Source organism: Brucella sp. LJL56 (genome assembly GCF_054871705.1).
In genome coordinates this window covers 1,292,485-1,317,930 of sequence record NZ_JBTXLQ010000001.1, presented here as the reverse complement: position 1 = coordinate 1,317,930, position 25,446 = coordinate 1,292,485, and the positions used below count along the sequence as shown (strand labels likewise).

Below are 25,446 nucleotides of genomic sequence, written 5' to 3'. Positions count from 1 at the left end.
GGTGCTAACGGCTGTTTTTCCAAATTTTGGCGGTAAATTTACCGGGGATTCCGGTAGCCTGCCCATATGGAGGCGATCCCGGTGCGGCGCGGCTTCCGGAACCGCCACAATTGGCGCTTATATCCGGTTTGACGGGGGCGTTCTCGACCTGTTTTATGACGAAAGGAACGCTTGATGGAAATTGCGAACGTCATGAGCGAAAGACCGGGTCCATTTGTACCGCCTGCACCGCGCCCGCGCGAAAAGCCGGTCGGGCGTTTCGAGATGATGCGGGTTGTTTACAAAAACCCGCTCGAGCTGTGGGGCGAGCCGTCCTACAATGAGCGGTGGATTTCCGTTAGCTGGTTCGGCATGAAAACCATCATCGCCAACGATCCGGGGCTGATCCGTCATGTGCTGGTCGACAATGCCGCCAATTATCCCATGTCCGCCATTCGCCAGCGTGTGCTGCGCCCCTTGTTGCGCGACGGGCTGCTGACCGCCGAGGGTCAGGTGTGGAAGCGGTCGCGAAAAGCCATGGCACCGGTTTTCACGCCACGCCATATCGGTGGTTTTGCCGAGGCCATGCGTGACCGGTCGCGCCAGTTCGCCGAGCGATACAAGACCTCCGGTACGATCACCGATGTCGCCCATGACATGACGCTCCTGACCTATGACATTCTGGCCGAAACATTGTTCTCAGGCGAGATCGCGGGCGATCCCAACGATTTCGCCCATCAGATCGACAAGCTGTTCGAGACCATGGGACGGGTCGATCCGTTCGACCTCTTGGGGCTACCCGACTGGCTGCCGCGCTTGACGCGTCTGCGTGGGCAGCAATCGCTCGGATTCTTCCGTGAGCTGGTCTCCGACACCATCGCGCTGCGTAAAACCCGCATGGACAAGGGCGAGGACGTTCCAAGCGATTTCCTCACTTTGCTTTTGCGCGCCGAAGGACCGGACGGCCTGAGTCGTTCCGAGATTGAGGACAACATCATTACGTTCATTGGTGCCGGTCACGAAACGACCGCTCGTGCACTTGGCTGGACGCTCTATCTGCTTGCCAAGGCGCCCGGCGAGCGCGAACGTATTGAAGTGGAAATCGACGGCTTTTTTGCAAAAGGTGGACGGGAGCTGCCGCCGCAGGATTGGCTGGCCTCGCTGGCTTTCACGCGTGCGGCTTTTGAAGAAGCTATGCGGCTTTATCCGCCTGCACCATCGATCAATCGTGAGGCTGCAACCGACGATAAGTATGACGATCTTACAATCCCGAAGGGCGCGACCGTACTGGTCATGCCGTGGGTGATTCACCGCCATAGGCTCTACTGGGACCAGCCCGAGGCTTTCATGCCCGAACGTTTCTGGCCTGAGAACCGCGACAGGCTGGATCGCTTTCAGTATTTGCCCTTCGGGGCAGGCCCGCGTGTCTGCATTGGAGCGAGCTTTGCCTTGCAGGAGGCAGTCATTGCTCTGGCGATCCTGCTCGACGGACGTCGCTTCGAGGTGCTGGACACAACGAAGCCATGGCCCGTTCAGAAGCTCACTACCCAGCCTCAGGGCGGTCTGCCGATGAAGGTTTTGAAGCGCTGATTAGCTCTTGAGGCGTTCGGCGTGCCATTTCAAATGGTCGTCCATGAAGGTCGATATGAAGAAATAGGAGTGGTCATAACCCTCGCGCATATTGAGCGTGAGGGGAATGCCTGCCTTCTTGCATGCCTCTTCCAGAAACCATGGACGCAAGCCGTCATCGAGAAAGCCGTCTGCAGTGCCCTGATCGACCAAAAACTCCGGGAACCGATAGCCGTCTTCGATCAAAAGCGTGGCATCATAGGCGCGCCAAGCCCGTTCTTCCGGTCCGAGATATTTTTCGAGCGCCGGTCTGGACCAGCCTGCCGTCGAGGGCTGAACGATGGGTGCAAAGGCAGATGCCGATTTGAAACGGTCCGGGTTCTTAAGCGCAATCGTTAGTGCGCCATGTCCGCCCATGGAATGGCCAGTGATTGCCTGTAGTGACATATCGAGGGGAAATTCGCGTCCTACCAGATCGGTCAGTTCTTCGGTGACGTAGCTGTACATCTGGTAGTTTTTGGCGAAGGGTTCCTGGGTCGCATCGACATAAAAACCGGCACCCTTGCCGAACTGCCAGTTGTCCGGTTCATCCGGAATGTCATCACCGCGCGGGCTCGTATCGGGGCAAATAACGGCAATTCCCAATTCTGCGGCCAATTGCCGATATTCGCCCTTGTCCATTACATTCTGATGTGTGCAGGTGAGGCCCGAGAGATACCAAAGCACCGGCACCGGTCCGGTTGCGGCCTGCGGCGGCAGGAAGACGGCAAAGGTCATGTCGCACTGGTTCGTCTCGCTCTTGTGGCGATAGACACCCTGCGTTCCATCAAAGCACTTGGCGGTCGAAATGGTTTCCATGAAAGACCTCAGTTTTGTTCAGCTTCCGAGCGCTACCGCAACATTGACAGAAGCGGCGACCAGCACGGTGTTGAAGAAGAAGGAGACGATGCTGTGCAGGAGCGTGACCCTGCGCATGGCAGATGTCGTCACACTCGTGTCGGAGGTTTGTGCCGTCATGCCGATGACATAGGCGAAATAGGCAAAATCCCAACCGGAGGGTTCCGTTGTTCCCGGGAATTCGAAGCCGCCGCGATAACGGCTGGCATGGCTGGTGTCGTCGCCTGCCGGTTCACCCGGCTGCCAATATACGTGCGCATAATGCAAGGCCGTCATCATATGAATGGTGAACCAGCCGAGTGGCACAGACGCAAGTGTCATGACTAGCGAGAATGTATCGGCCTTTGTTTCGCTGTTGATGAGAATAAACAGAGAGACGATTGCGACGAGAACCGTTGCAAAGGTCACCAGAAAGATGATCCAGACGGGCTCGTCAGCGCTTGCCGCGTGCTTCTTCAAAAAGTTTGCCGTGAGCTTCGGCAGGGCAGAGGCAGACAGCCCCAGATAGAGTACGAAGAAGCAGTTTGCCCCGATGACCGGCGCAAGCGGGCTTTTAAGAAGCCAGGCAATGATGAACGCTGCAGCACCGCCAAGGGCGCCAAGATAGAACGACATATGGCGGCGCAGCAGAAACATCAGGCAACCGTTTCCCTTGGTTCCAATCGCATATCGATGTGCGGAATGCCGTCTTCGAGATACTCTTCCGAAATCGCCACGAAGCCGAACGAGCCATAAAATTTCTGCAAATGGCTCTGGCCTCCAAGCTCAATCGCGATGCCTGGAAAGCGGGCATGAGCAAAATCGACGGCCTCTTTCATCAGGCGCTGACCGAGCTTGTAGCCGCGATAATCCGGCGCCACGACGACACGTCCGATTTTCACCGGCTTGCCAGCCTGTTCCGGCGGTAGAACTCGCAGGCTGGCTGCAAGTTTCTCACCGTCGAGAATGCGCAAGTGAAACGCCTCGGCGTCCTTGCCGTCGATTTCCGGATAGGGACATTTCTGCTCGACCACGAAGACATCCACGCGCAGTTTCAGCATCGCATAAAGTGCGCGCGGGGTCAGGTTGTCGATTTCATCCCATTGGGAAACGAGAAGTTTTTCACTCATCAGTAGACAATCACCGAGCGGATGGACTTGCCTTCATGCATGAGATCGAAGGCAGTGTTGATTTCATCGAGCGGCATGGTGTGGGTGATGAGATCGTCGATATTGATCTTGCCTTCCATATACCAGTCGACGATCTTCGGCACGTCGGTGCGCCCGCGCGCGCCGCCGAATGCAGTGCCTTTCCAGACGCGTCCGGTGACCAGTTGGAACGGACGCGTGGCGATTTCCTTGCCCGCTTCCGCCACGCCGATGATGATCGATTCACCCCAACCGCGATGGCAGCATTCCAGCGCCTGACGCATGACATCGGTATTGCCGGTGGCGTCGAAGGAATAGTCCGCGCCGCCGTCGGTCAGGTCCTGAATGGCCTGTACCACCTTGTCATTGCCAATTTCGCGCGGGTTGATGAAGTCCGTCATGCCGAACTTCCTCGCCATCTCGACCTTGGCGGGATTGATGTCCACGCCGATGATCTTGTCTGCGCCGACCATTCGGGCACCCTGGATGACATTGAGGCCGATACCGCCGAGGCCGAACACAACGACATTGGAACCGGGGCGAACCTTTGCCGTGTAGATCACCGCGCCGATGCCGGTTGTCACACCACAGCCGATGTAGCAGATCTTGTCGAAAGGCGCGTCTTCGCGCACCTTGGCGACAGCGATTTCCGGCAAAACGGTGAAGTTCGAGAAGGTCGAGCAGCCCATATAATGGAACACTTCGCCGCCATCGCAGGAGAAGCGCGTCGTCTTGTCCGGCATCAGGCCCTGGCCTTGCGTGGCGCGGATCGAGGTGCACAGGTTAGAGCGCTGTGACAGGCAGGTTTTGCACTGGCGGCATTCCGGCGTGTAGAGCGGAATAACATGGTCGCCGGGTTTGACCGAGGTCACGCCAGCGCCCACTTCGCGCACGATGCCCGCGCCTTCATGACCGAGGATGGCCGGGAACTTGCCTTCGGAATCGAGACCCGAAAGGGTGTAGGCATCTGTATGGCAAACACCCGTCGCCATGATTTCGACCAGCACTTCGCCAGCCCGTGGACCGCCAATCTCGACTGTTTCGATGGTGAGCGGCTTTTTTGCCTCCCACGCAACGGCTGCGCGTGATTTCATGACGATGTTTCTCCCTTTCAGTCTATCTTAGAGCAACGCACTCATTTGAGGTAGGTGCGTAGAATCCGCATGATTTCGTCGATTTGTGTATCGGGATCAGCTTTGGTTTCCTGCCCAAATGTCTCGCGGAAATGACTTTCCAGTACTTCCGCCATCAACCCGTTGGCAGCCCCCCGCAGTGCCGCGATCTGCTGCAACAACGCTGCGCATTCCGTGCCAGCCTCCACCGCGCGCTCCAGTGCTTCGGCCTGTCCGCGAATGCGGCGCAGGCGCGTCAAGGCGCGCTTCTTGTCTTCCGGTGAATGCGGCATGGAATCTCCCGATTTCAGTGGAATCTATATACTATGGGGGAGTATGTCAATTGGCGGTGGTCAGCCGCAGATGAAGCAGCGGATAGGGGCGTCCCTGATCATCTGTCTCCGAACGTCCGGTTTCGACAAAACCCATATGCCGGTAAAAGCCTACGCCCTGCAGGTTTTGCTCATTCACATCGACTGTCAGCGGACTGCCGAGTGTTTTTGCATGTGTTATCATCTGTTTGCCGATGCCTTTGCCGCGCTGGTCGGGTGCGATGAACAGGCTGTCAATATGATGCGCACTCATACCCATGAAGCCGACCGGCTTGCCGGTATCTTCAATAAGCCAGACTTCGACATTCGGCAGATATTGCTCGGCCACCAGCTTTTCGATTTCCAGAAAATCATCGCTGCTCAGGAAATCATGCGTGGCCAGAACGCTGGCGCGCCAGATTTCGACAAGTGCAGGCGTATCGGCCTTGCTCGATTTTCGAATATGGATCATGTGCACTCCTTGTGTGATAAGCACGAAAGCGGACGCCTTATCTGACGGAAAATAATTTGACGAGCCTGCCCGATCTTCCTGTGACACAAGTTCTGCCTCAGTTGGATGAGGCATTGGCGCATCATGCGAGTGCGGTTCTTGTTGCGCCGCCCGGTGCAGGCAAGACGACACTGGTGCCTATTCATATGCTGAACGCGGATTGGCGCAAGGACGGCATGATCGTGCTGCTCGAACCACGTCGTTTGGCAGCACGCGCAGCCGCCCGCCGTATGGCGCAGCTTTTGGGCGAAGAGGTTGGGCAAACGGTCGGTTACCGGATGCGTCTTGAAAGCAAGGTGTCCGGGAAAACCAAAATTCTCGTCGTCACCGAGGGCGTCTTTGCGCGCATGATCCTGGACGAACCTGACCTGCAGGGCGTTGCAGCGGTTCTCTTCGACGAATTCCACGAACGCAGCCTTGATGCGGATTTCGGACTGGCGCTGGCGCTCGATGTGCAGGCGGCACTGCGTGACGACCTCAAGATACTCGTCATGTCGGCAACGCTTGACGGCGCACGTGTGGCTGCACTTCTGGGTGACGCGCCGGTGATCGAAAGCGAGGGCCGGACCTTCTCCGTTGATATCAGTTATAGGGAACGAAAAGCGGACGAGCGTATCGAAGACGCTATGGCGCGCAGCATTCGCGACGCGCTGGTAGATGAAACGGGCAGCATTTTGGCTTTTCTGCCGGGGCAGGGCGAGATTGAGCGCACGGTTCGTCTTCTTGAAGGTCGCGTGCCGGCACATGTGATGCTTGCCCCGCTTTATGGCGCGATGGAGGGTCGCGATCAGGATGCGGCGATCAAACCGGCACCTGACGGCAAGCGAAAGGTGGTTCTGGCAACGTCGATTGCCGAAACCTCCATCACGATTGATGGCGTGCGTGTGGTGATCGACAGCGGCCTTGCCCGCCTGCCGAAATACGAACCTGCCACTGGTCTGACACGACTGGAAACAGTGCGCACCTCACGGGCGAGCGCCGATCAGCGTGCAGGTCGCGCGGGGCGTACGGAGCCCGGCATCGCCATTCGCCTCTGGCATCAGGGACAGACAGCCGCGCTGCCCGCTTTCTCTCCACCTGAAATTCTGGAAGCTGATTTGTCGGGCCTTGTACTCGATAGTGCCGCATGGGGCGTAACCGATCCGGCAACGCTTGCCTTTCTCGATATGCCGCCGAAACCGGCGCTGAACGAAGCCCGCGCTTTGTTGCAGCGGCTCGGAGCGCTGGACGAGGCCGGGCGTCTGACCCCCGACGGCGAAGCGATGCGTTCGCTTGCCTTGCCTGCGCGTCTTGCACACATGGTGGCCGAGGCAGGCAAACGTGGTGAAGCCTCGAAGGCTGCCGAACTCGCGGTGCTTCTGACGGAGCGTGGTCTGGGCGGCAACGAGACCGATCTCGACACGCGTTTCTCGCGTTTTCGCAACGACCGTTCGGACCGCAGCCAAAGAGCCAAAGGGCTGGCGAGGCGACTTGCCGCCAGTGTGCCGAACAAAGCTGAACCTGCCAGTTCCAGCGTGGGGCATATGCTGATCGACGCCTATCCTGACCGCATTGCCAGAGCGCGGGGGCAGACCGGGCAGTTTCTGCTTGCCAATGGTCGCGGCGGGGAGGTGGATAGCACGATTAGTCTCAGCCGCGCGCCCTGGCTGGTGGTGGCGGATATGTCCGGCAAGGCAGGACGCGCGCGCATTCTTTCGGCTGCGGAAGTGTCGGAGGCGGAGATTCGTGCAGCCCTCGGCGACCGGATCGAGAGTGGACGACAGGTGGTCTATGATCCGGAAAAGAATGCATTGCGGGCGCGAGAAGCCGTGCGCATCGGCGCAATAGCTCTTTCGGAAAAGCCGCTGGCCGCGCCATCGGGAAGTGCCGCCGATGAAGGCGTGATTGCCGCCGTGCGCGAAAATGGACTGGACATCCTGCCCTGGGGTAAGGAAGCCGATATTCTGCGCCGTCGTCTTGGTTGGCTCTATCGAGGTCTGGGCGATCTCTGGCCGTCCATGGAAGACGAGCCTCTGCTGGAAACGCTGCAAGACTGGCTGTTGCCTTTCCTGACGGGCGAAGCGCAGCTCGACCGCATACCGGGTCATGTTTTGAAAAATGGCCTGATGAGTCTTGTGCCCTTCGATCTCCAGCGCAGTGTTGATCAGCTTGCGCCGACGCATTTCACGGTGCCGACCGGATCAAATATTCCGATCCGCTATGATGCCGAAGAGCCGGTGCTCGCAGTTCGCGTGCAGGAGTTGTTCGGTCTGAGCGTGCATCCCTCCATTGCCAACGGCAAGGTGCCCTTGTTGCTGGAACTTCTGTCGCCAGCCCATCGTCCGATCCAGATCACCCGTGACCTTCCAGGATTCTGGAAAGGATCATGGGCTGACGTCCGGTCTGATATGCGTGGGCGTTATCCAAAACACGTCTGGCCGGAAGATCCCGCCAATGCGGAAGCAACACGCCGGGCCAAGCCGCGCGGAACGTAACGCGCCACATAAAAATTGCATTCACCACCTGCGACCGGATAACGCAGTTCCGCTTGCATTCCAGTCCGCGCTTGCCCCATAAGGGGCAAGATAGAGGGATCAATGCACGCAGAATTCGAGAATCGCGCTTCCAATCTTTCGCGCCGGCCGCGTCTGACCACGCTGGTCCGTGTGCGTTGGCTTGCCATAGCCGGGCAGACGGCGGCCGTCATGCTGGTGGCACTTTACCTGCAGTTTCCATTTGCCGTCGGGATTTGTTTTGCGCTGATTGCCTGCTCTGCCTGGCTCAATCTGTATCTGGCATTTCGCTTCCCCACCAATCACCGGCTGAATCCGGCTGCGGCAAGCCTTGTGCTGGCCTTCGATATCCTGCAATTGGCTGGCCTGCTCTATCTCACGGGTGGGCTTCAAAATCCCTTCGTCGTTCTAATGATCGTGCCGGTCATCATTTCGGCTACCTCGCTGTCCGCGCGGCACACGCTGGTGCTGGCCTTGCTGGTCGTGGCCTGTACTTCCATTCTCACTATCAAGCATGAGCCATTGCCCTGGTATCCGGGCGAAACACTGAACCTGCCATTTATGTTTGTCATCGGTATCTGGTGCGCGATCGCATCGGCGCTCGGCTTTACCGGGGTTTATGCCTATCGCATCGCCGAAGAAGCACGCCAGCTTGGCGATGCGCTGAGCGCCGCAGAACTCATTCTCCAGCGCGAGCATCACCTGACGGCATTGGACGGACTTGCCGCCGCCGCCGCCCACGAGCTTGGCACCCCGCTCGCCACCATTGCGCTGGTGGTGAAGGAAATGCAGCGCTCCTATGCCAAGAATCCCGTCGACGCGGGTCTTGGCGAAGACATTGCGCTGCTACATTCACAGACGCAGCGCTGTCGTGAAATTCTGCGAAGGCTGACCAGCCTTTCCTCGGAAAATGAGGAACACATGTCGCGGCTGCCGCTATCCTCACTGATCGAGGAGGTAATCGCGCCGCACCGCAATTTCGGTATCACCATTGAGGTGCAGAAGGTAGCGGGGCCAATGCCCGAACCTGTCACACGACGCAATCCCGGACTGCTTTATGGTTTGGGCAATCTGGTGGAAAACGCGGTCGATTTCGCGCGCGGCAATGTCAGTGTCACCTGGGGCTGGACGGATAATCAGGTCAGCGTGACCATTCAGGACGACGGCAGCGGCTTCAAGCCGGAAATCCTCGATCGTATCGGCGAGCCCTATATGACGAGCCGCGACAACACCCGCAATGGCGGTGGGCTTGGTCTCGGCCTGTTCATCGCGAAAACCCTGCTGGAACGTTCCGGTGCACACATTGCTTTTCGTAATCGAAGCAATCCGGGGCAGGGGGCGGAAGTAAAAGTGGTTTGGCCGCGTTCCGCATTCACATCCGGCTGAAGAAGGATGCCGCATGACGATCCCGCTTGAAATCCAGAGGGCAACGCAAGAGTTCGACAAGTTTCTCCATATGGCTCGGGATGAGGCAGGGCTCGCCACACGCAATCAGGCCTATACGATGGTGGAGGCCGTTCTGCTCACCTTCCGCCACCGGCTCGATGTCGGTCAGGCGATTCGCTTTGCCGCGATATTGCCGCCGGTTCTTCGCGCAATTTTTGTAGAGAACTGGGATATTGACGAGGCGAAACGACCATTTCTGAGCCGACAAGCCTTGACCCGTGAAGCACAATCTCTGCGTAGAGATCATAATTTCGCACCAGATTCAGCTATTTACGACGTTGCCAAGGCGCTTCGGATGCATATCGATCAAGTGAAGCTGGATGACTTTCTGGCAGAGCTCTCTGCCGAGGCACGGGAATACTGGTCCGTCTGAATCAGGCTAACTGCATACTCACGATTCTACGATCAAATCCTTGTGTCCACATTTCAAAATATTCTGAAAATACAAAGGTTTGCACTTTTCTTACGCCTCCGCGAATGTTGAAATTGCTTCAACAATTCAATGGCTATTTGACTTTTTGACGCAGGGGTATCAATAAGGAAAGAAAAATACAGGCAGGAAGCACCCGATGGACGACTTGAAGCAGGAAGACACCGAAGCCATAGGCAACGATCCGACCCTCCTTCTGGTTGATGATGACAAGCCCTTCTTGCAGCGCCTTGCCCGTGCCATGGAGAGCCGGGGGTTTCAGGTGACGACTGCGGAATCGGTTGAGGAAGGCATTGCCGCCGCCAAAGCCGCCGCCCCGGCCTATGCGGTCGTGGATATGCGGCTCGGCGATGGCAACGGTCTCGATATCATCGAAGCTATCCGCTCGCGCCGTGCCGACACGCGCGCCATCGTTCTCACCGGATACGGCAATATCGCAACCGCTGTGAATGCCGTTAAGCTTGGTGCCATCGACTATCTGTCGAAACCTGCCGATGCGGATGAGGTCTTTGCAGCATTGACCCGCCGTCCCGGTGAAAAAGTTGCGCCGCCGGAGAATCCGATGTCTGCCGACCGGGTCCGCTGGGAACATATCCAGCGCGTCTATGAAATGTGCGAGCGTAATGTTTCCGAGACGGCGCGCCGTCTCAACATGCATCGCCGTACATTGCAGCGCATCCTGGCGAAACGCGCTCCGCGTTGAGTTTTACGCACATCCCGAAAACCGCTTTGCACTTTTCGGGATGTGCTCTAATCAATCTATTTCGGTTTCGGGCACATCGAGACCGGCGAGTTCGGCGATTGTCAGGCGCGCAGCGCCCGCCCGCGCAAAGCGCAACATCAGCGCCTTTCGTGTTGCGCCGGGCAATTTGTGCTCTGGCGCATCGCGCAGGATTTCCGCTCCATATCCGTCTGACAGGATGAAGCCGCATTCTTGCGGGAATATTTCGCGCGGTACCGCCGGATGGGTGGCGAAGAACAGCCTATCGCAATAAGCGCGATATTCGGGCCACTTGCGGTCCGCCTTCCAGTCCTCGATCGAGGATTTGATTTCCACGATCCAGATTTCGCCCTTGCGGTTGACCGCGATCAGGTCGGCACGCCTGCCGGATGCCAGCGGTAGCTCGGGCAATGTAGCGAGCCCCATTTCCAGAAAAAGGCGCTGCACGCCGCGCCGCACCAGCATGGCGTTCTCAGACTGTCGGCCGTCGGAAAGGGGATGGGTCTGATTGGGAATCACAATGGGCATGGATGTATTTTGTGCGTGGTTTCAAATCGAAACAATCGGAAAGCAGGGGCGAGCTGCACGAAAACTGCGGCAACAAGGCGAAACATGGCTAAAAAATGTCATTCTCAAGGAATTTTCAATTTACGGTTAACGCCTGGTTAACAATACTACCCCATCTTCAACAAGAACGAGCGATTCGCTTCTATCTTCGACCGATCGCGGTCCCATTGACGGAATGAACCAATCTGGGGGAATGCATGAATTCTCGCGTCCTAAAATTGACGACGGCTCTCTTTCTGGCAGGCGCCCTGGCAGGCTGCTCAACCGTGGGGGGCACTTTTTATACCGCCTCCTATTCTTCAGTCACTGATGCCGGTTATGTTGTCCCGGCCATCCCAAGTACAAAGATACCGGCGCAATATCGCCGCCAGATCGTCAAGTATCCAACCGATGAGGCCCCCGGCACGATCATCGTCGATACGCGGGAAAAATTCCTTTATCTTGTCATGCCGGAAGGCAAGGCCATGCGTTACGGCATCGGTGTCGGCCGTGAAGGTTTCGAATGGTCCGGTTCGGCGCGCGTTGCCATGAAACGGGAATGGCCGACCTGGACGCCGCCTTCTGCGATGATCAAGCGCCAGCCGGAACTGGCAAAATATCGCAATGGAATGGACCCCGGCCTCAAGAATCCGCTCGGCGCGCGTGCCCTTTATCTGTACAACAAGGGTGGTGATACAGGTTATCGTCTGCATGGAACGCCGGAATGGTGGTCCATTGGCAAGGCGATGTCTTCGGGTTGCATCCGCCTCATGAACCAGGACATCATGGATCTTTACGACCGCACGGAACAGGGTGCCAAGGTCATCGTGAAGCAATAGGTCCAGACAATAACAGACATAAAAAAGGCCGCTTTGAGCGGCCTTTTTCATTACAAAGTTCACTCAAATCAGATCTGTTCAACCTGCTGCACTTCCGGCACGAAATGGCGCAGAAGGTTCTGAATGCCGTGCTTCAATGTTGCCGTCGATGAAGGACAACCAGAGCAGGCGCCCTTCATGTGCAGGAACACGGTGCCGTTTTCGAAGCCGCGGAAGGTGATATCGCCACCATCCTGCGCAACGGCTGGACGAACACGAGTCTCGATCAGCTCTTTGATGATTTCGACGGTTTCGGTATCGGCCTCATCGAAGAACTCTTCTTCGCCATGCGCGGCAGCGACGTCGACATTGCCGTTACTTGCCATTGCAGGGGCGCCCGACATGAAATGTTCCATGATGGTGCCGAGGATGGCCGGCTTCAGATGCTGCCACTCACCGTCTTCCTTGGTGACGGTGATGAAGTCGTAGCCGAAGAAAACACCGGTCACGCCCGGAACCGAAAAGAGCTTGGCTGCGAGCGGGGATGTGTTGCCAGCGGCAGAGGCGTCGCGGAAATCGGCGGTGCCTTCCGACATCACGACCTTGCCGGGAAGAAACTTCAGGGTCGCCGGGTTCGGCGTGGTTTCAGTCTGGATGAACATGCCAGTTGTCCCGCTTTCAGATTTTGGAACGATTCTCGTAAGCGCAGATCCGTATGGACGCAAGTGCCGTCGCGATCATGCGCGTATCAGTTGTCATCAATATAGGGTGATTAGGTCACCGCATCAATGTCGTCGTCGCTCATACCTGCCGGAATGACGGTAACCGGGATCGGGAACTGGGAGCGGCCGGCAAGCGATTGCACCAGAGGGCCTGGCCCTTCCTTGCCCGAACCGGCAGCCAGAACCAGAATGGCGATGTCCTGATCTTCCTCAATGAGAGACATGAGCTCTTCGGCGGTTTCGCCCTCACGGATGCTGATTTCAGGCTCAATCCCTTGATCCGCACGCACGGTTGCTGCGAATTTTTCAAGCGCTGTGCGGGCACGATCCTGTGCTTCGGAACGCATGATCTCGCCGACGCCCAGAATTTGCTGGAAATCGGAGTCATCGATCACAAAAAGCAGGATGAGCGAGCCGCCGGTGTTTTTTGCACGGCGCGCGGCATAGGCAACGGCACGCCCGCATTCGGGCGTCTCGTCGATGACGGCAAGAAACTTGCGGCGGTGACCGGCTTCCCGGCTAAGTCGTTTTGATACCATGGCCGCAATTTGCCATCGGGATTGATCGTCTGCAAGCCGACATTTGATGGAGGCTTGAGGATCGAACGCTGATTTTCAAATGAAGACGGGCGGCAGCAAAAAATGTCGCCGCCCGTTGGATAAATGAGAAATTTAGTTCTGCAGCCAGCCGACGATATCGCGAACATGGCGCATGGTCTGTTCCGCAATCACGCCAGCCCGCTCGCCACCGTCGCGCAGGACGCTGTCGATATAGGCTGGATCGGCAACCAGACGGCGCATCTCATGGGTGATCGGGGAAAGCTTCGCCACAGCCAGATCGGCCAATGCAGCCTTGAACTCGGAGAACTGGCGCCCGCCAAATTCCTTCAGCACCTCTTCCTTCGATTGAGAGGAAAGGGCTGCATAGATGCCAACCAGATTATCCGCTTCCGGACGACCGGCGAGACCGTCGAGTTCCGTGGGCAGACCGTCCGAGTCGGTTTTTGCCTTACGGATCTTCTTCGTGATGGTGTCTTCGTTATCGATCAGATTGATGCGCGACAGATCGGACGGATCGGACTTCGACATCTTCTTGGTGCCGTCGCGCAGTGACATGATGCGCATGGCAGGGCCGGAGATCATCGGTTCCGTCATCGGGAAGAAGCCGGAAACCTGCTCGTCACCCACCTGCATATCCACACCCACACCGAGTGAAGCGATACGGTCGGAATAGTCATTGTTGAATTTCTGCGCGATATCGCGGGTCAATTCCAGATGCTGCTTCTGGTCCTCACCCACCGGTACTGCGGTGGCGCGATAGAGCAGAATGTCGGCAGCCATCAGGCTTGGATACGCGAACAGGCCGAGTGAAGCATTCTCGCGGTCCTTGCCTGCCTTGTCCTTGAACTGGGTCATACGGCTCATCCAGCCGATGCGCGCGATGCAGTTGAACACCCAGGCGAGCTCCGCGTGCTGCATGACGCGGCTCTGGTTAAAAACGATGCTCTTCTTCGGGTCGATGCCAGCAGCAAGGAACGCTGCGGTGACTTCGCGGGTTGACTGCATCAGTTCAGCCGGATCGGGCGAAATGGTGAGCGCATGCATGTCCACGACGCAATAAATGCATTCCTGGGTCTTTTGGACCTCGACCCACCGCTTGATCGCCCCTAGATAATTGCCGAGGTGAAGATTTCCGGTCGGTTGGACGCCGGAGAAAACAAGCGGTTTGAACGTGCTCATGGCTTTATCCTGAAAGAGCATTTCCAGCGAAAGTGGATACCGGTTTCGCGTTCGGAAATGCGTGGCGAAAATTGCCCCGCCGGTGGAGAGCAGGGATTTTGAATGCTGGTCTTTTCGCAGAGACGCAGCCGCCTTTCAAGCTTGAATTATTGCTCGCTTTCAGGGGCTTTCTTGGCCGCGCCGCGCTTGATGTTGCGACGGATCATTCCCGTATTGGCTCCGCCAAGTCCGAAGGCAAAGCCAAAATAGACCACCATTGCGGCAACAACGATTGCGGTCACGGTTCCCGCACGCACGACAAGCGGTGCTGCGGAGGAAAGCTCATACGCAAAATAGCCGATGGCGTAATGAACACCGAATGCCATGATCGCGGCAGCGACGAGGAGGCGCGGAATACGGGTTAGCAGCGGAATATCCCGTCCCCAATGGCCACGCTTCACCAGTGTCGCAAATAGCAGGATGGTATTGACCCAGCCCGCGATGATTTCCGCCGTGGCGATACCCGTCGGCCCGAAATGCGGGAAAAGCGTGATGGCAAGCGAGACGTTCACCGCCACCGAAATGGCGGCGAAGATCATCGGCGTGCGTGTATCCTCGCGGGCGAAGAAACCGGGAATGAACGCCTTGATCAATACGAAAGCGGGCAGGCCAAGGCCATAGATAGCCAGAATATTGGAAACGACGAGCGTGGAATCCGGGCTGAACTTGCCACGTTCGAACAGAAGTCGGACGATGGGTTCCGACATGACCAGAAGAGCTGCAGCGGCTGGCAGGGTCAGAAACAATGTGAACTCGACCGAGCGATTCTGAAGGTTCGACGCTTCCTTCATGTGGCCGCCGCGCAGTGCGCGCGATAATTCCGGCAGAAGCACGGTCGCGACCGCAATGCCGACGACACCAAGCGGAAGCTGATAGATGCGGTCCGCATAGACGAGAGACGACACTGCGCCTTCCATGCCCGATGCGATATTGGTGTTGATGAGCAGGTTGATCTGCGTGATGCCGCCGGTGATCGCTGCGGGAAGCGCCAGCACCAGCAGCCGTTTGACATTCGATGTCAGGCGCGGGCGGCGGAAGCCGATCTTGATGCCAGCATTGCGCACGGCGAGCCAGACGATGGCAAGCTGCACCAGACCTGCTGCCATAACACCCCAGGAAAGGCCATAGCCGACTGAAAGCGCGTCATAGCCCCGCCACCATGCGAAAGCCAGCACCCCGATCAGAATGATGTTGAGGAACACCGGCGCAATGGCCGCCGCGAAATAGCGGTGCAGTGAATTGAGCATCCCCCCCATCATCGCGGCCAGCGACATACAGGCGAGATAGGGGAACATGATGACGGCGAGACGCACTGTATTGTCGAATTTCACCGGATCGTCAGTGAAGCCCGGTGCGATCACCGTCCGCACGATGAAGGGCATCGAAAGTTCCATCACGATGGTCAGGAACAGAAGTACGGTAAAAAGCACGCCGAAGACTTCTTCGGAAAAACGGCGCGCGCCGTCCATACCATTCTTCTCGATTTCCTTGGCAAAAAGCGGCACGAAGGCTGAATTGAACGCGCCTTCGGCAAAGAGCCTGCGGAATGTGTTCGGGAAACGGAAGGCTGCGTTGAAGGCGTCGGCTACCGGGCCGGTGCCGAGTGCTGCCGCCATGAACATCTCGCGCGTGAAGCCGAAAATGCGGCTCATCAGCGTTCCGGACGCGACCGTGGCGAACTTTTTGACCAAACTCATTTACTGAAAAACCTATGCTGCGGCCTGCGACGAGCGGCCGTTTGTCTTATTGCCAGTATCTCCGCTCAGAACACCAAGCAGCTTGCGCCTGATATTGCCCTGGCGGGTGGCGTTTGAAATCTTGTGGCCCACAAGGTCAGTCACGTAAAAACTGTCGATCACTTTCTCGCCGAAGGTGGTGATATGAGCCGATGCAATATCCAGCGAAAGATCGGAAATAAGGCCGGTCAGTTCTGAAAGCAAACCGGGCCTGTCCAGACCTTCCACCTCGATGACGGTAAACTTGTTGGAGAGCGTGTTGTTGATCTCAACACGCGGCTCCACCTTGAAAGCCTTGGCTGCCTTCTTCGGCTTGGTACGCCTGGCGAGCACGTCGGGCAGATGCGCCTTGCCGGACAATACATCCTCGATGACCTTTCCGACACGTTCAGCACGGCGGCGTTCGTCATCGTCAGTGTCGAACTCGCGGCTGATGAGGATGGTATCAAGTGCGCGCCCGTCACCAGTGGTGAAAATCTGTGCGTCGACGATGTTGGCGCCAGCCGCTGCACAGGCACCGGTGATGATCGACAACAGGCGCGGATGGTCGGGCGCAAGCACCGTGATTTCGGTCACGGCCTCGAAAGTATGCGGCTTGGCCATGGTGGCCAGCGCCCGTTCTTCGCGATCAGCTTCGCGAATGAAATGGGCGTGCCGGACCTGATCCTCAAGGCTGACCGTCAGGAAATAGTTGGTGTAATGAAGAGCAAGATAGGCATCGCGCTTGTCCTTCGGCCAGTCGGAAAGCCGTTCCGCCAGTGCCTCCCGCGCCTGATGATCGCGGTCGGCGCGCGACAACTCCGAAAAGCCGCCGGTCAGGACCAGCTCGGTTTCGTAGAAGAGCGTGCGCAGAAGCTGGCCCTTCCAGCCATTCCACACGCCGGGGCCAACTGCCTTGATGTCGCAGACGGTCAGGATCAGGAGAAGCTTCAGGCGCTCCATGGTCTGCACGGTATCGGCAAAATCAATGATGGTCTTGCGATCATTGAGATCGCGCGACTGCGCCACCATGCTCATGGTCAGATGTTCGCGCACAAGCCATTCGACGGTTTCCGTTTCGGCAGGGGTAAGGCCGAACCGTGGTCCAAGCCTGCGGGCAATGCGCGCACCGGCGGTCGAGTGATCTTCCGGGCGCCCTTTGGCGATGTCATGCAGGAGCAGCGCCACATAAAGCAGGTTGCGGTCGCGCTTGATCGTGGTGATCAGATGGTTGGAAAGCGGATGCTCGTTTTCCAGTTCGCCGTGCTCGATTTCCGACAGGACGGCGATGCAGCGCAAGAGATGCTCGTCCACCGTGTAATGGTGATACATATTGAACTGCATCATGGCGACGATCTTGCCGAAATCCGGAATGAACTTTCCAAGCCCGCCGGATTCGTTCATGCGGCGCAGAATGAGTTCGGGGTTGCGCGGCGAAGTCAGGATTTCGAGGAAAAGCCTGTTGGCTTCAGGATTTTCACGCAGATCGGCATTGATGAGCTTCAGCGAGCGAGTGAGGCTCTGCATCGCTTCAGGGTGAAATTCCAGCCCGTGCTTGTCCGCCAGATGGAAGAGACGGATGATGTTGACCGGGTCTTCCTTGAAAACCTCTGGACGTGCGATGTTGATGCGGTGATTTTCCGAAACGAAGTCGCCGTCGGCGGAAAGCTTGCGCTTGCGCCGCGAGAACGTGAGGAAGATGCGGTTGAAGCCCGGAACATGCTTTGCCTGCTGTTCCTCCAGCGCTGCGCTGATGATGCGAGTGAGGTCGCCCACATCTTTTGCCACGAGGAAATAATGCTTCATGAAGCGTTCAACGTAGTTCTGTCCGGGATGCGCCGTATAGCCAAGGCGCTCTGCGATTTCCGGCTGTATGTCGAAGGAAAGGCGTTCTTCGGCTTTCAGTGTCGCGAAGTGCATGTGGCACCGCACCGCCCAGAGAAAATCTTCCGCCTTGTTGAACAGCTTCAGCTCGGCTCGTGACAGAACACCGAGCTTGACCAGCTCTTCTTTCGATTTGACGCGGTAAAAGTATTTGGTGATCCAGAACAGCGTATGCAGGTCGCGCTGGCCGCCCTTGCCTTCCTTGACGTTCGGTTCAACCAGATAGCGGGTTTCGCCTGCCTTGCGATGGCGCTGGTCGCGCTCGGCAAGCTTGGCCTGAATGAACTCCGGGCCGGTATCCTTGACGATTTCCTCGTCGAAGCGGGTGACAAGCGTTTTGAAAAGCTCGCGATTGCCGGTGAGAAACCGCGCATCGAGAATTGCCGTGCGGATCGTCATGTCCTCGCGCGCCAGACGAATGCACTCATCGATGTTGCGCGTGGAGTGGCCGACTTTCAGTCCCATGTCCCACAGCATGTAGAGCATGTATTCGACAACCTGCTCGCCCCAGGGAGTCTGCTTGTAGGGCAGCAGAAACAGAAGATCGATATCTGACCCCGGCGCCAGCCCGCCGCGCCCGTAACCGCCAACGGCGACGATAGCCATGTTCTCGGCCTTCGACGGGTTGATCATCGGATAGGCTTTGGTAGTGGCGAATTCGAACAGCGCCTCGATCAACGTGTCCATGAGAAAGGAAAGGCGTTTGGCGCAGAGCGTGCCGCCGCCATCCTTCATCAACATGCCTTCCGCATTGGCGCGGCCACGCACCAAAGCATCCTTCAGTGCCTGAAGCACCACTTTGCGCACGGTGAGACTGGTGTAGCTTTCGTCCGTGGAATCCGCCAGTTCGTTGAGCTTGCGGCGTAGCGTCTCGGGATTGACGATCTCTTCCAGCTTAAGGTCGTGTGCGCTCATGCGGCATGTAGATCCGGTTTGCGGAGAAAAGGATAGTGGACGATGGCTATCCTATAGCCGCTTTTATGGATGATGAATATCCAAAAGCAAAGGCCGGGGAAACCCGGCCTTTGTATTACTGTTCGCTGATTTTTCAGTTTGTCGCATTATAGGCGGTGATTGCCGCCATATTGACGATGTCGGAATCCTTCGCGCCGATGGTGACGATCTGCGCTGGCTTGTCGAGGCCGACGAGCAATGGGCCGATGATCGTTGCGCCACCCAGTTCCTGCAGCATGTCGGCGGCAATCGAGGCCGAATGATTGTCCGGCGTGACGATCACATTGGCCGGACCCGACAGGCGGATGAACGGATACTGTTCCATCAGCTTCGGGTTCAGCGCCACGTCTGCACTCATTTCGCCGTCGAATTCGAAATCGACATGGCGCGTCGCCAGAATGCGGACGGCCTCCTGAATGCGCGCGGAACGTTCACCGCCCATATGGCCGAAAGTCGAGAAAGCGGTCAGTGCGACACGCGGCACATAACCCATGCGGCGCGCCATACCTGCAGCTTCAACCGCAATATCGGCAAGCTCGGCTGCGGTCGGCATTTCGTGTACGGCGGTATCGGCGATGAACACCGTGCGTCCGCGACAAAGCGCGATGGAAACACCGACCATGCGGTGGCCGGGCTTGGAATCGATCACACGGCGCACGTCGTCCAGACCCGTCGCATAATTTCGGGTCACGCCCGTCACCATGCCATCGGCATCGCCAAGCGCCACCATGCAGGCCGCAAAATGATTGCGGTCATTGTTGATGAGACGGTGGCAATCGCGTGTCAGATAGCCCTTGCGCTGCAGTTTCTCGTAGAGATAGTCGGCATAGGCGGCATTGCGGCTCGACAGGCGTGCATTGATGATTTCGATGCCCGGACGGTCGAGATCCAGACCGGCAGCCTTCGCCGTATCCTTCACCCGTTCCTCGCGGCCCACCAGAATAGCCGTGCCGAGACCCTGATTGACGTAGGAAACGGCGGCACGCATCACCTGTTCTTCTTCGCCTTCGGCAAAGACGATGCGCTTCGGCTGACGGCGGACACGTTCATAGATGCCGCGTAAGGTGGAAGCGATCGGATCGCGACGCGCCGACAATTCGCGCTTGTAACCTTCAATGTCAGCAATGGCGCGTCCGGCAACGCCGGTTTCCATCGCGGCCTTGGCGACGGCAGCCGAGACGGACGCAAGCAGGCGCGGATCGAACGGCACCGGAATGATGTAGCTCGAGCCGAAACGCGGACGACTGCCCTGATAGGCGGCAACCACATCATCCGGCACATCCTCACGGGCAAGTTCAGCCAGCGCGTTGACCGCAGCGATCTTCATCGCGTCGTTGATGGTGGTTGCACGAACGTCGAGTGCGCCACGGAAGATGTAGGGGAAGCCAAGGACATTGTTGACCTGGTTCGGATAATCCGAACGACCGGTGGCGACGATGGCATCGTCGCGGATGCGCGCCACTTCTTCAGGCGTGACTTCCGGGTCGGGATTGGCCATGGCGAAGATGATCGGGTTCGGTGCCATGGAACGGACCATGTCTTCGGTGAATGCGCCTTTGGCTGAAAGGCCGAACACGACATCCGCGCCGTTCATGGCGTCTGCGAGGGATCGCTTGTCGGTCTTCACGGCATGTGCGGATTTCCACTGGTTCATGCCCTCTTCACGACCCTGATAAACGACGCCCTTGGTGTCGCACAGGATGACGTTTTCCGAAGCAAACCCCATCGCCTTGATAAGCTCGATACAGGCAATACCCGCCGAGCCCGCGCCATTGCAGACGAGCTTCGTCGTCTTCATGTCGCGACCGGTCAGATGCAGCGCATTGATGAGGCCGGCAGCGGCGATGATAGCCGTTCCGTGCTGGTCGTCGTGGAAAACCGGAATGTCCATCAATTCGCGCAGGCGCTGCTCGATGATGAAGCAGTCGGGCGCCTTGATGTCTTCCAGATTGATGCCGCCAAACGACGGTCCGAGATAGCGTACCGCATTGATGAAGGCATCGATGTCGGTCGTATCGACCTCAAGATCGATGGAATCGACATCGGCAAAGCGCTTGAACAGCACAGCCTTGCCTTCCATCACCGGCTTGGATGCGAGCGCACCCAGATTGCCGAGTCCGAGAATGGCGGTGCCGTTCGAGATGACGGCGACCAGATTGCCCTTGGCCGTATAGTCATAGGCGCGGGCGGCGTCTTCGGCGATTGCCTTTACCGGCACGGCAACGCCCGGAGAATAGGCGAGCGACAGATCGCGCTGCGTGGTCATGGGCTTGGTGGGATTGATCTCCAGCTTGCCCGGGCGGCCCTGCGCATGAAAGTCTAGCGCTTCCTTCTCACTGGCTGTGGGTGCGCGTTCTGATGTGTTGCCCTTCGGCGTCGAGGCTGGCATGTTCCCTCCGGTTTCATCTGCGGGAGAACCTCGATAGCGCCAGTCACGCATCGTGTAAACAGTGCTTCGAGGAATAGATATTCATCCAAAAACGATGGAATACGAAATTTTATAACTTTAGCCTCGTCGGCTAAGCAATAAATGAAGGTTTTTAAATGGAAACGACGGCTAACGAACATAGCTCGGAAGCGGAAGAAAACACCGCCGAGGCAGCGCCCGTTCGCCTGACGCCCATGATGGAACAATATATTGAGATCAAGGCGGCGAATGTCGATTCGCTGCTCTTCTATCGCATGGGCGATTTCTACGAACTGTTCTTCGATGATGCAGTGGAGGCTTCTGCGGCTTTGGGCATCACGCTCACCAAGCGCGGCAAGCATCTGGGAGAGGATATTCCCATGTGCGGTGTGCCTGTCCATGCTGCCGACGATTATCTGCAGAAGCTGATCACCAAGGGCTATCGCGTCGCGGTCTGCGAACAGGTGGAAGATCCGGCAGAGGCGAAGAAGCGTGGCTCCAAATCGGTGGTGAAGCGCGATGTGATCCGTCTCGTCACACCGGGCACGCTGACCGAAGAAAAATTGCTGGACCCATCCGAAGCCAATTTCCTGATGGCGATGGGGCGTACGCGCGGCGACGGTGCGCTGGCGCTCGCCTGGATCGATATTTCTACCGGAACTTTCCGTGTGGCGGAAACCACGCCGGACTGGCTTTTCGCCGATGTGATGCGGGTCGACCCGCGCGAACTGGTCGTGGCTGACAGCGCCTTCCATGATGAGGAGCTGCGCCCGGTCTTCGATCTGGTCGGCAAGGCAGTAACGCCGCAACCGGCGACCCTCTTTGACAGCGCGGCTGCGGAAACGCGTATCCAACGCTATTTCAACGTCGCGACATTGGATGGTTTCGGCCAGTTCAGCCGTCCTGAACTTTCTGCTATTTCCGGGGCAATCGCCTATATCGAGAAGACGCAGATTTCCGAGCGCCCACCCTTGATGCGGCCCGAACGCGAACATGAGGGCGGCACGCTTTTTATCGACCCGGCCACACGCGCCAGTCTGGAACTTGCCCGCACCATGTCGGGCAATCGAGACGGCAGTTTGCTGAAGGCGGTTGATCGCACGGTGACGGGCGGCGGTGCACGGCTCCTTGCCGAACGCTTGACCGCACCGCTGACCAATCCGAAGGAAATCGCGCTGCGGCTCGATTCCGTTTCCTGGTTCCTGAGCGAGCCGTCGCTCTGTGAAGCCATGCGTGCAGAACTGAGGGGCGTGCCGGATATGCCGCGCGGTCTTTCGCGCCTTGCCGTCGGGCGCGGTGGCCCGCGTGATCTGGGTAGCCTTGCCCGAGGCTTCGAGGCTGCGCATGTCATTGCGAGCCTGCTGGAAAGCGCTTTGCTGCCCGACGAACTGGCTCATGCTCGTGATGCCGTCAGTGCCATGCCCGCCATCTTTACCGCCCATCTCGACCGGGTCTTAGCCGACGAATTGCCGCTTTTGAAGCGTGACGGCGGTTTTGTGCGCGCGGGCTATAATTCCGAACTCGACGAGATGCGGGCCTTGCGCGACCAGTCACGCCGGGTGATCGCCGGTCTGCAGGCCAATTATATCGAAGAGACCGGTATCAAATCGCTGAAGATCAAGCATAACAATGTGCTTGGTTATTTCATCGAGGTGACGGCCAACAATGCCGGGGCGATGACGGATACGGATGAAGCCAAGAGCCGTTTCATCCATCGCCAGACCATGGCCAATGCCATGCGCTTTACCACCACCGAACTGGCGGAACTTGAAAGCAAGATCGCCAATGCCGCCGACCGCGCATTGTCCATCGAGCTTGCCGTGTTCGAGGAACTGACGGCAGAGGCCGTCTCCCATGCCGATAGCATTCGCGCTGCCGCATCAGCACTTGCTGTGTTCGACGTCTCGGCAGCGCTTGCCGTGCTGGCGGAAGAGCAGGGCTATTGCCGCCCGCAAGTCGACGACAGCCTGTCATTCAACATTGTTGCCGGTCGTCATCCGGTCGTCGAGCAAGCCTTGCGGCGTCAGGCAGCCAATCCGTTCGTCGCCAATGATTGCGATCTCTCGCCGCAAGCAGATGGCGGAAATGGTGCCATCTGGCTTCTGACCGGCCCGAACATGGGCGGTAAGTCGACCTTCCTGCGCCAGAATGCTCTGATTGCGATCATGGCGCAGATGGGCTCCTTCGTGCCTGCTGGTTCCGCACAGATCGGCGTGGTGGACCGGCTGTTCAGCCGCGTCGGTGCTTCCGACGATCTGGCGCGCGGGCGCTCGACCTTCATGGTCGAAATGGTGGAAACGGCTGCAATCCTCAATCAGGCGGGCGAGCGCTCTCTGGTGATCCTCGATGAGATCGGGCGCGGTACAGCGACGTTCGACGGATTGTCCATTGCCTGGGCGGCGGTCGAATATCTGCATGAGAAGAACCGTTGCCGTGCGCTGTTTGCCACGCATTTCCATGAAATGACGGCGCTTTCAGAAAAGCTCGAGCGGCTTTCCAATGTCACCATGCGGGTCAAGGAATGGGACAACGATGTCGTCTTCCTGCATGAAGTGGCGAAAGGTGCCGCCGACCGTTCCTATGGCGTTCAGGTGGCGCGTTTGGCGGGGTTGCCTGAAGCGGTTGTCAATCGCGCGCGCGATGTGTTGCATCAGCTTGAAGCAGGCGAAACCTCCGGCAAGGCAGACAAGCTGATCGATGATTTGCCACTGTTCTCCGTCGTCTTGCAGCAGGAAAAGCCGAAACCGCAGGTTCAGGCGAAAGATAGTGAACTGGCCAAGGCTGTCTCCGCAATCAGTCCGGATGAACTGACCCCACGGGAAGCGCTGGACCTGATCTACAAGTTGAAGGAACTGGCTGGCAGGGCGTGAAACTAAAAAGGCGAAACAGATGTTTCGCCTTTTTGCTTACACAAAACGGTTCGCTTCCGCGCCGTAATAGGTGATGTAGCGGCTGGAAATGCGCTCGATCGGCAAGATGATGAACACATCGGTCGTGCCGAATGCCTCGTCAATCACCGCGCCATCACCGATCATCGCGCCAAGACGCAGATAGCCTTTCACCAAAGGCGGCATCGAGAACAATGCAACCTTGTTGTTGATGGCTTCCTTCGGCATCAGGTCCATGGCCTGATAGCGATTGGGCAAGGCGCGCACGTCCCAGTCGTCCGTGGCACGGCAGTTGTGATGGAGGAACGACAGGCCGAGCGCGTGCGCTGCAGGCACAGCGCCGTGGAATGAAGCGCAGCCGAACATCACATCGATGGAATGGCGGCGGCAATAGGCCCAGGCACCTTGCCAAAGAAGCTCGACAGTGCGCTTGGAGCGGTATTCCGCCTTCACGCAGGAGCGTCCCAGTTCAAGCAGGCGGAGGTTGGGGCGCGAAAGGGCCAGACGCTGCACGTCATATTCGTCGGCAGAATAGAAACCGAGCGCCTTTTCCGCCTGATCGCTGCGCATCAGACGATAGGTGCCGACAATCTGCTGGTGCTCCGGCACGGGCAGGGCGGTGTCGTAAACGAGCAAATGATCGCAAATAGCGTCGAAGCGGTCGGCGTCGCGAAGCTCGACCGCTTCAATGCTTTCCCGGCGCGCGCCCATTTCGTCAAAGAAGACACGGAAACGCAGTTCCTGCGCGGCCTCGATAGCCTCGCTTGAGTTTGCAAGCCGTACTTCCAGCGATCCGATGCGCCCCAGAACGATGGGGTCGCCGTTGGACGCGAACAGCGCCTGTTGTGCTTCTAAGCCTGACATGACCGTATCATCAATGATTTGCTGGTCCATTCCAAGCAGTACTGTCATGATGATGGCTCCTGATTTGTCTATTCACGTATTCCTGAACGGCTTTCCCACTGATATTTCAGCGAGAGCTAACCAATTCCAATCCTCGTTCAGTCGATTGCATGGACAAGGTGTCCAGTTCGACCGAAGCAGTACAGATTCAGTGCTACGCGACGATGACAGAAGCATGTCACCAATGTGTCAATTCGGATGACTGGACCTTATCCTCTTCAAAAAGCTTTTAATTT

General features: G+C 57.7%; 21 protein-coding genes. 7 read left to right on the top strand and 14 right to left on the bottom strand.

The genetic code is table 11. From position 1 onward, the window contains the following. The first annotated feature begins 192 nt into the window (after positions 1 to 192). The gene (locus tag ACYSN1_RS06375; RefSeq protein WP_461724879.1) at positions 193 to 1,569 is read left to right on the top strand and encodes a cytochrome P450; all 1,377 of its coding nucleotides are present in this window, start codon (positions 193 to 195) and stop codon (positions 1,567 to 1,569) included. On the opposite strand, the gene fghA is transcribed toward ACYSN1_RS06375, so the two are convergent. From fghA to ACYSN1_RS06345, 6 genes are read right to left on the bottom strand one after another with little or no spacing between them, the layout of a single operon-like run. Then, positions 1,570 to 2,406 carry an S-formylglutathione hydrolase gene (gene fghA, locus ACYSN1_RS06370; RefSeq protein ID WP_461724878.1) on the bottom strand — a complete coding sequence of 279 codons (837 nt, stop codon included), beginning with the start codon at positions 2,404 to 2,406 and terminating at the stop codon, positions 1,570 to 1,572. 18 nt (positions 2,407 to 2,424) lie between these two features. Next, complete coding sequence (locus ACYSN1_RS06365; protein WP_461724877.1) at positions 2,425 to 3,081, bottom strand: DUF1345 domain-containing protein; 657 nt, start codon at positions 3,079 to 3,081, stop codon at positions 2,425 to 2,427. Next, entirely contained in the window at positions 3,081 to 3,554 is a 474-nt protein-coding gene (locus ACYSN1_RS06360) for a GNAT family N-acetyltransferase (protein WP_461724876.1), read from the bottom strand. Before ACYSN1_RS06360 ends, ACYSN1_RS06365 begins: the two co-directional genes overlap by 1 nt. Then, positions 3,554 to 4,666 carry an S-(hydroxymethyl)glutathione dehydrogenase/class III alcohol dehydrogenase gene (locus tag ACYSN1_RS06355; RefSeq protein ID WP_461724875.1) on the bottom strand — a complete coding sequence of 371 codons (1,113 nt, stop codon included), beginning with the start codon at positions 4,664 to 4,666 and terminating at the stop codon, positions 3,554 to 3,556. Before ACYSN1_RS06355 ends, ACYSN1_RS06360 begins: the two co-directional genes overlap by 1 nt. Before the next feature lie 41 nt (positions 4,667 to 4,707). Then, positions 4,708 to 4,977 carry a metal/formaldehyde-sensitive transcriptional repressor gene (locus ACYSN1_RS06350; protein WP_010657981.1) on the bottom strand — a complete coding sequence of 90 codons (270 nt, stop codon included), beginning with the start codon at positions 4,975 to 4,977 and terminating at the stop codon, positions 4,708 to 4,710. A gap of 46 nt (positions 4,978 to 5,023) precedes the next feature. Continuing rightward, positions 5,024 to 5,467: an acetyltransferase gene (locus tag ACYSN1_RS06345; protein ID WP_461724874.1), complete on the bottom strand. Its 444-nt coding sequence runs from the start codon at positions 5,465 to 5,467 to the stop codon at positions 5,024 to 5,026. Positions 5,468 to 5,523: 56 nt separating this feature from the next. Between ACYSN1_RS06345 and hrpB the strand changes: the two genes are divergently transcribed. From hrpB to regA, 4 genes are all read left to right on the top strand, one after another. Continuing rightward, on the top strand, positions 5,524 to 7,980 hold the full coding sequence (gene hrpB / locus ACYSN1_RS06340; protein ID WP_461724873.1) for an ATP-dependent helicase HrpB: 2,457 nt from the start codon (positions 5,524 to 5,526) through the stop codon (positions 7,978 to 7,980). Between the two features lie 102 nt (positions 7,981 to 8,082). Further along, positions 8,083 to 9,384, top strand: coding sequence for an ActS/PrrB/RegB family redox-sensitive histidine kinase (locus ACYSN1_RS06335; RefSeq protein WP_461724872.1), 1,302 nt, complete (start codon positions 8,083 to 8,085; stop codon positions 9,382 to 9,384). A 13-nt stretch (positions 9,385 to 9,397) separates the two neighbouring features. Then, positions 9,398 to 9,817, top strand: coding sequence for a DUF2267 domain-containing protein (locus tag ACYSN1_RS06330; RefSeq protein WP_461724871.1), 420 nt, complete (start codon positions 9,398 to 9,400; stop codon positions 9,815 to 9,817). Between the two features lie 196 nt (positions 9,818 to 10,013). Next, entirely contained in the window at positions 10,014 to 10,577 is a 564-nt protein-coding gene (gene regA / locus ACYSN1_RS06325) for a global response regulator transcription factor RegA (protein ID WP_006465866.1), read from the top strand. 51 nt (positions 10,578 to 10,628) lie between these two features. On the opposite strand, the gene ACYSN1_RS06320 is transcribed toward regA, so the two are convergent. Next, on the bottom strand, positions 10,629 to 11,123 hold the full coding sequence (locus tag ACYSN1_RS06320) for an MmcB family DNA repair protein (RefSeq protein WP_461724870.1): 495 nt from the start codon (positions 11,121 to 11,123) through the stop codon (positions 10,629 to 10,631). A 236-nt stretch (positions 11,124 to 11,359) separates the two neighbouring features. Here ACYSN1_RS06320 and ACYSN1_RS06315 point away from each other — a divergent pair, with 236 nt between their 5' ends. After that, on the top strand, positions 11,360 to 11,980 hold the full coding sequence (locus ACYSN1_RS06315; protein WP_461724869.1) for a L,D-transpeptidase: 621 nt from the start codon (positions 11,360 to 11,362) through the stop codon (positions 11,978 to 11,980). Positions 11,981 to 12,048: 68 nt separating this feature from the next. Here ACYSN1_RS06315 and ACYSN1_RS06310 read toward each other — a convergent pair whose 3' ends face one another. The 6 genes from ACYSN1_RS06310 to ACYSN1_RS06285 form a co-directional block, all read right to left on the bottom strand. Continuing rightward, positions 12,049 to 12,621, bottom strand: a complete 573-nt coding sequence (locus tag ACYSN1_RS06310; protein WP_140020333.1) for a NifU family protein — start codon at positions 12,619 to 12,621, stop codon at positions 12,049 to 12,051. A gap of 110 nt (positions 12,622 to 12,731) precedes the next feature. Then, positions 12,732 to 13,220 carry a universal stress protein gene (locus ACYSN1_RS06305; RefSeq protein WP_461724868.1) on the bottom strand — a complete coding sequence of 163 codons (489 nt, stop codon included), beginning with the start codon at positions 13,218 to 13,220 and terminating at the stop codon, positions 12,732 to 12,734. A 132-nt stretch (positions 13,221 to 13,352) separates the two neighbouring features. Next, the gene (trpS, locus tag ACYSN1_RS06300; protein WP_461724867.1) at positions 13,353 to 14,420 is read right to left on the bottom strand and encodes a tryptophan--tRNA ligase; all 1,068 of its coding nucleotides are present in this window, start codon (positions 14,418 to 14,420) and stop codon (positions 13,353 to 13,355) included. A gap of 146 nt (positions 14,421 to 14,566) precedes the next feature. Continuing rightward, on the bottom strand, positions 14,567 to 16,156 hold the full coding sequence (gene murJ, locus ACYSN1_RS06295; RefSeq protein ID WP_461724866.1) for a murein biosynthesis integral membrane protein MurJ: 1,590 nt from the start codon (positions 16,154 to 16,156) through the stop codon (positions 14,567 to 14,569). A 12-nt stretch (positions 16,157 to 16,168) separates the two neighbouring features. Continuing rightward, on the bottom strand, positions 16,169 to 18,973 hold the full coding sequence (locus tag ACYSN1_RS06290) for a [protein-PII] uridylyltransferase (protein WP_461724865.1): 2,805 nt from the start codon (positions 18,971 to 18,973) through the stop codon (positions 16,169 to 16,171). A 133-nt stretch (positions 18,974 to 19,106) separates the two neighbouring features. Further along, a complete protein-coding gene (locus ACYSN1_RS06285; RefSeq protein WP_010657993.1) occupies positions 19,107 to 21,401 on the bottom strand; it encodes an NADP-dependent malic enzyme in 2,295 nt (764 codons plus the stop codon). Positions 21,402 to 21,556: 155 nt separating this feature from the next. Here ACYSN1_RS06285 and mutS point away from each other — a divergent pair, with 155 nt between their 5' ends. Further along, positions 21,557 to 24,289: a DNA mismatch repair protein MutS gene (gene mutS, locus ACYSN1_RS06280; protein ID WP_461724864.1), complete on the top strand. Its 2,733-nt coding sequence runs from the start codon at positions 21,557 to 21,559 to the stop codon at positions 24,287 to 24,289. 36 nt (positions 24,290 to 24,325) lie between these two features. Here the strand turns inward: mutS and olsB are convergent, their stop codons facing one another. Further along, complete coding sequence (olsB, locus tag ACYSN1_RS06275) at positions 24,326 to 25,219, bottom strand: l-ornithine N(alpha)-acyltransferase (protein WP_461724863.1); 894 nt, start codon at positions 25,217 to 25,219, stop codon at positions 24,326 to 24,328. Between the last annotated feature and the right edge of the window lie 227 nt (positions 25,220 to 25,446).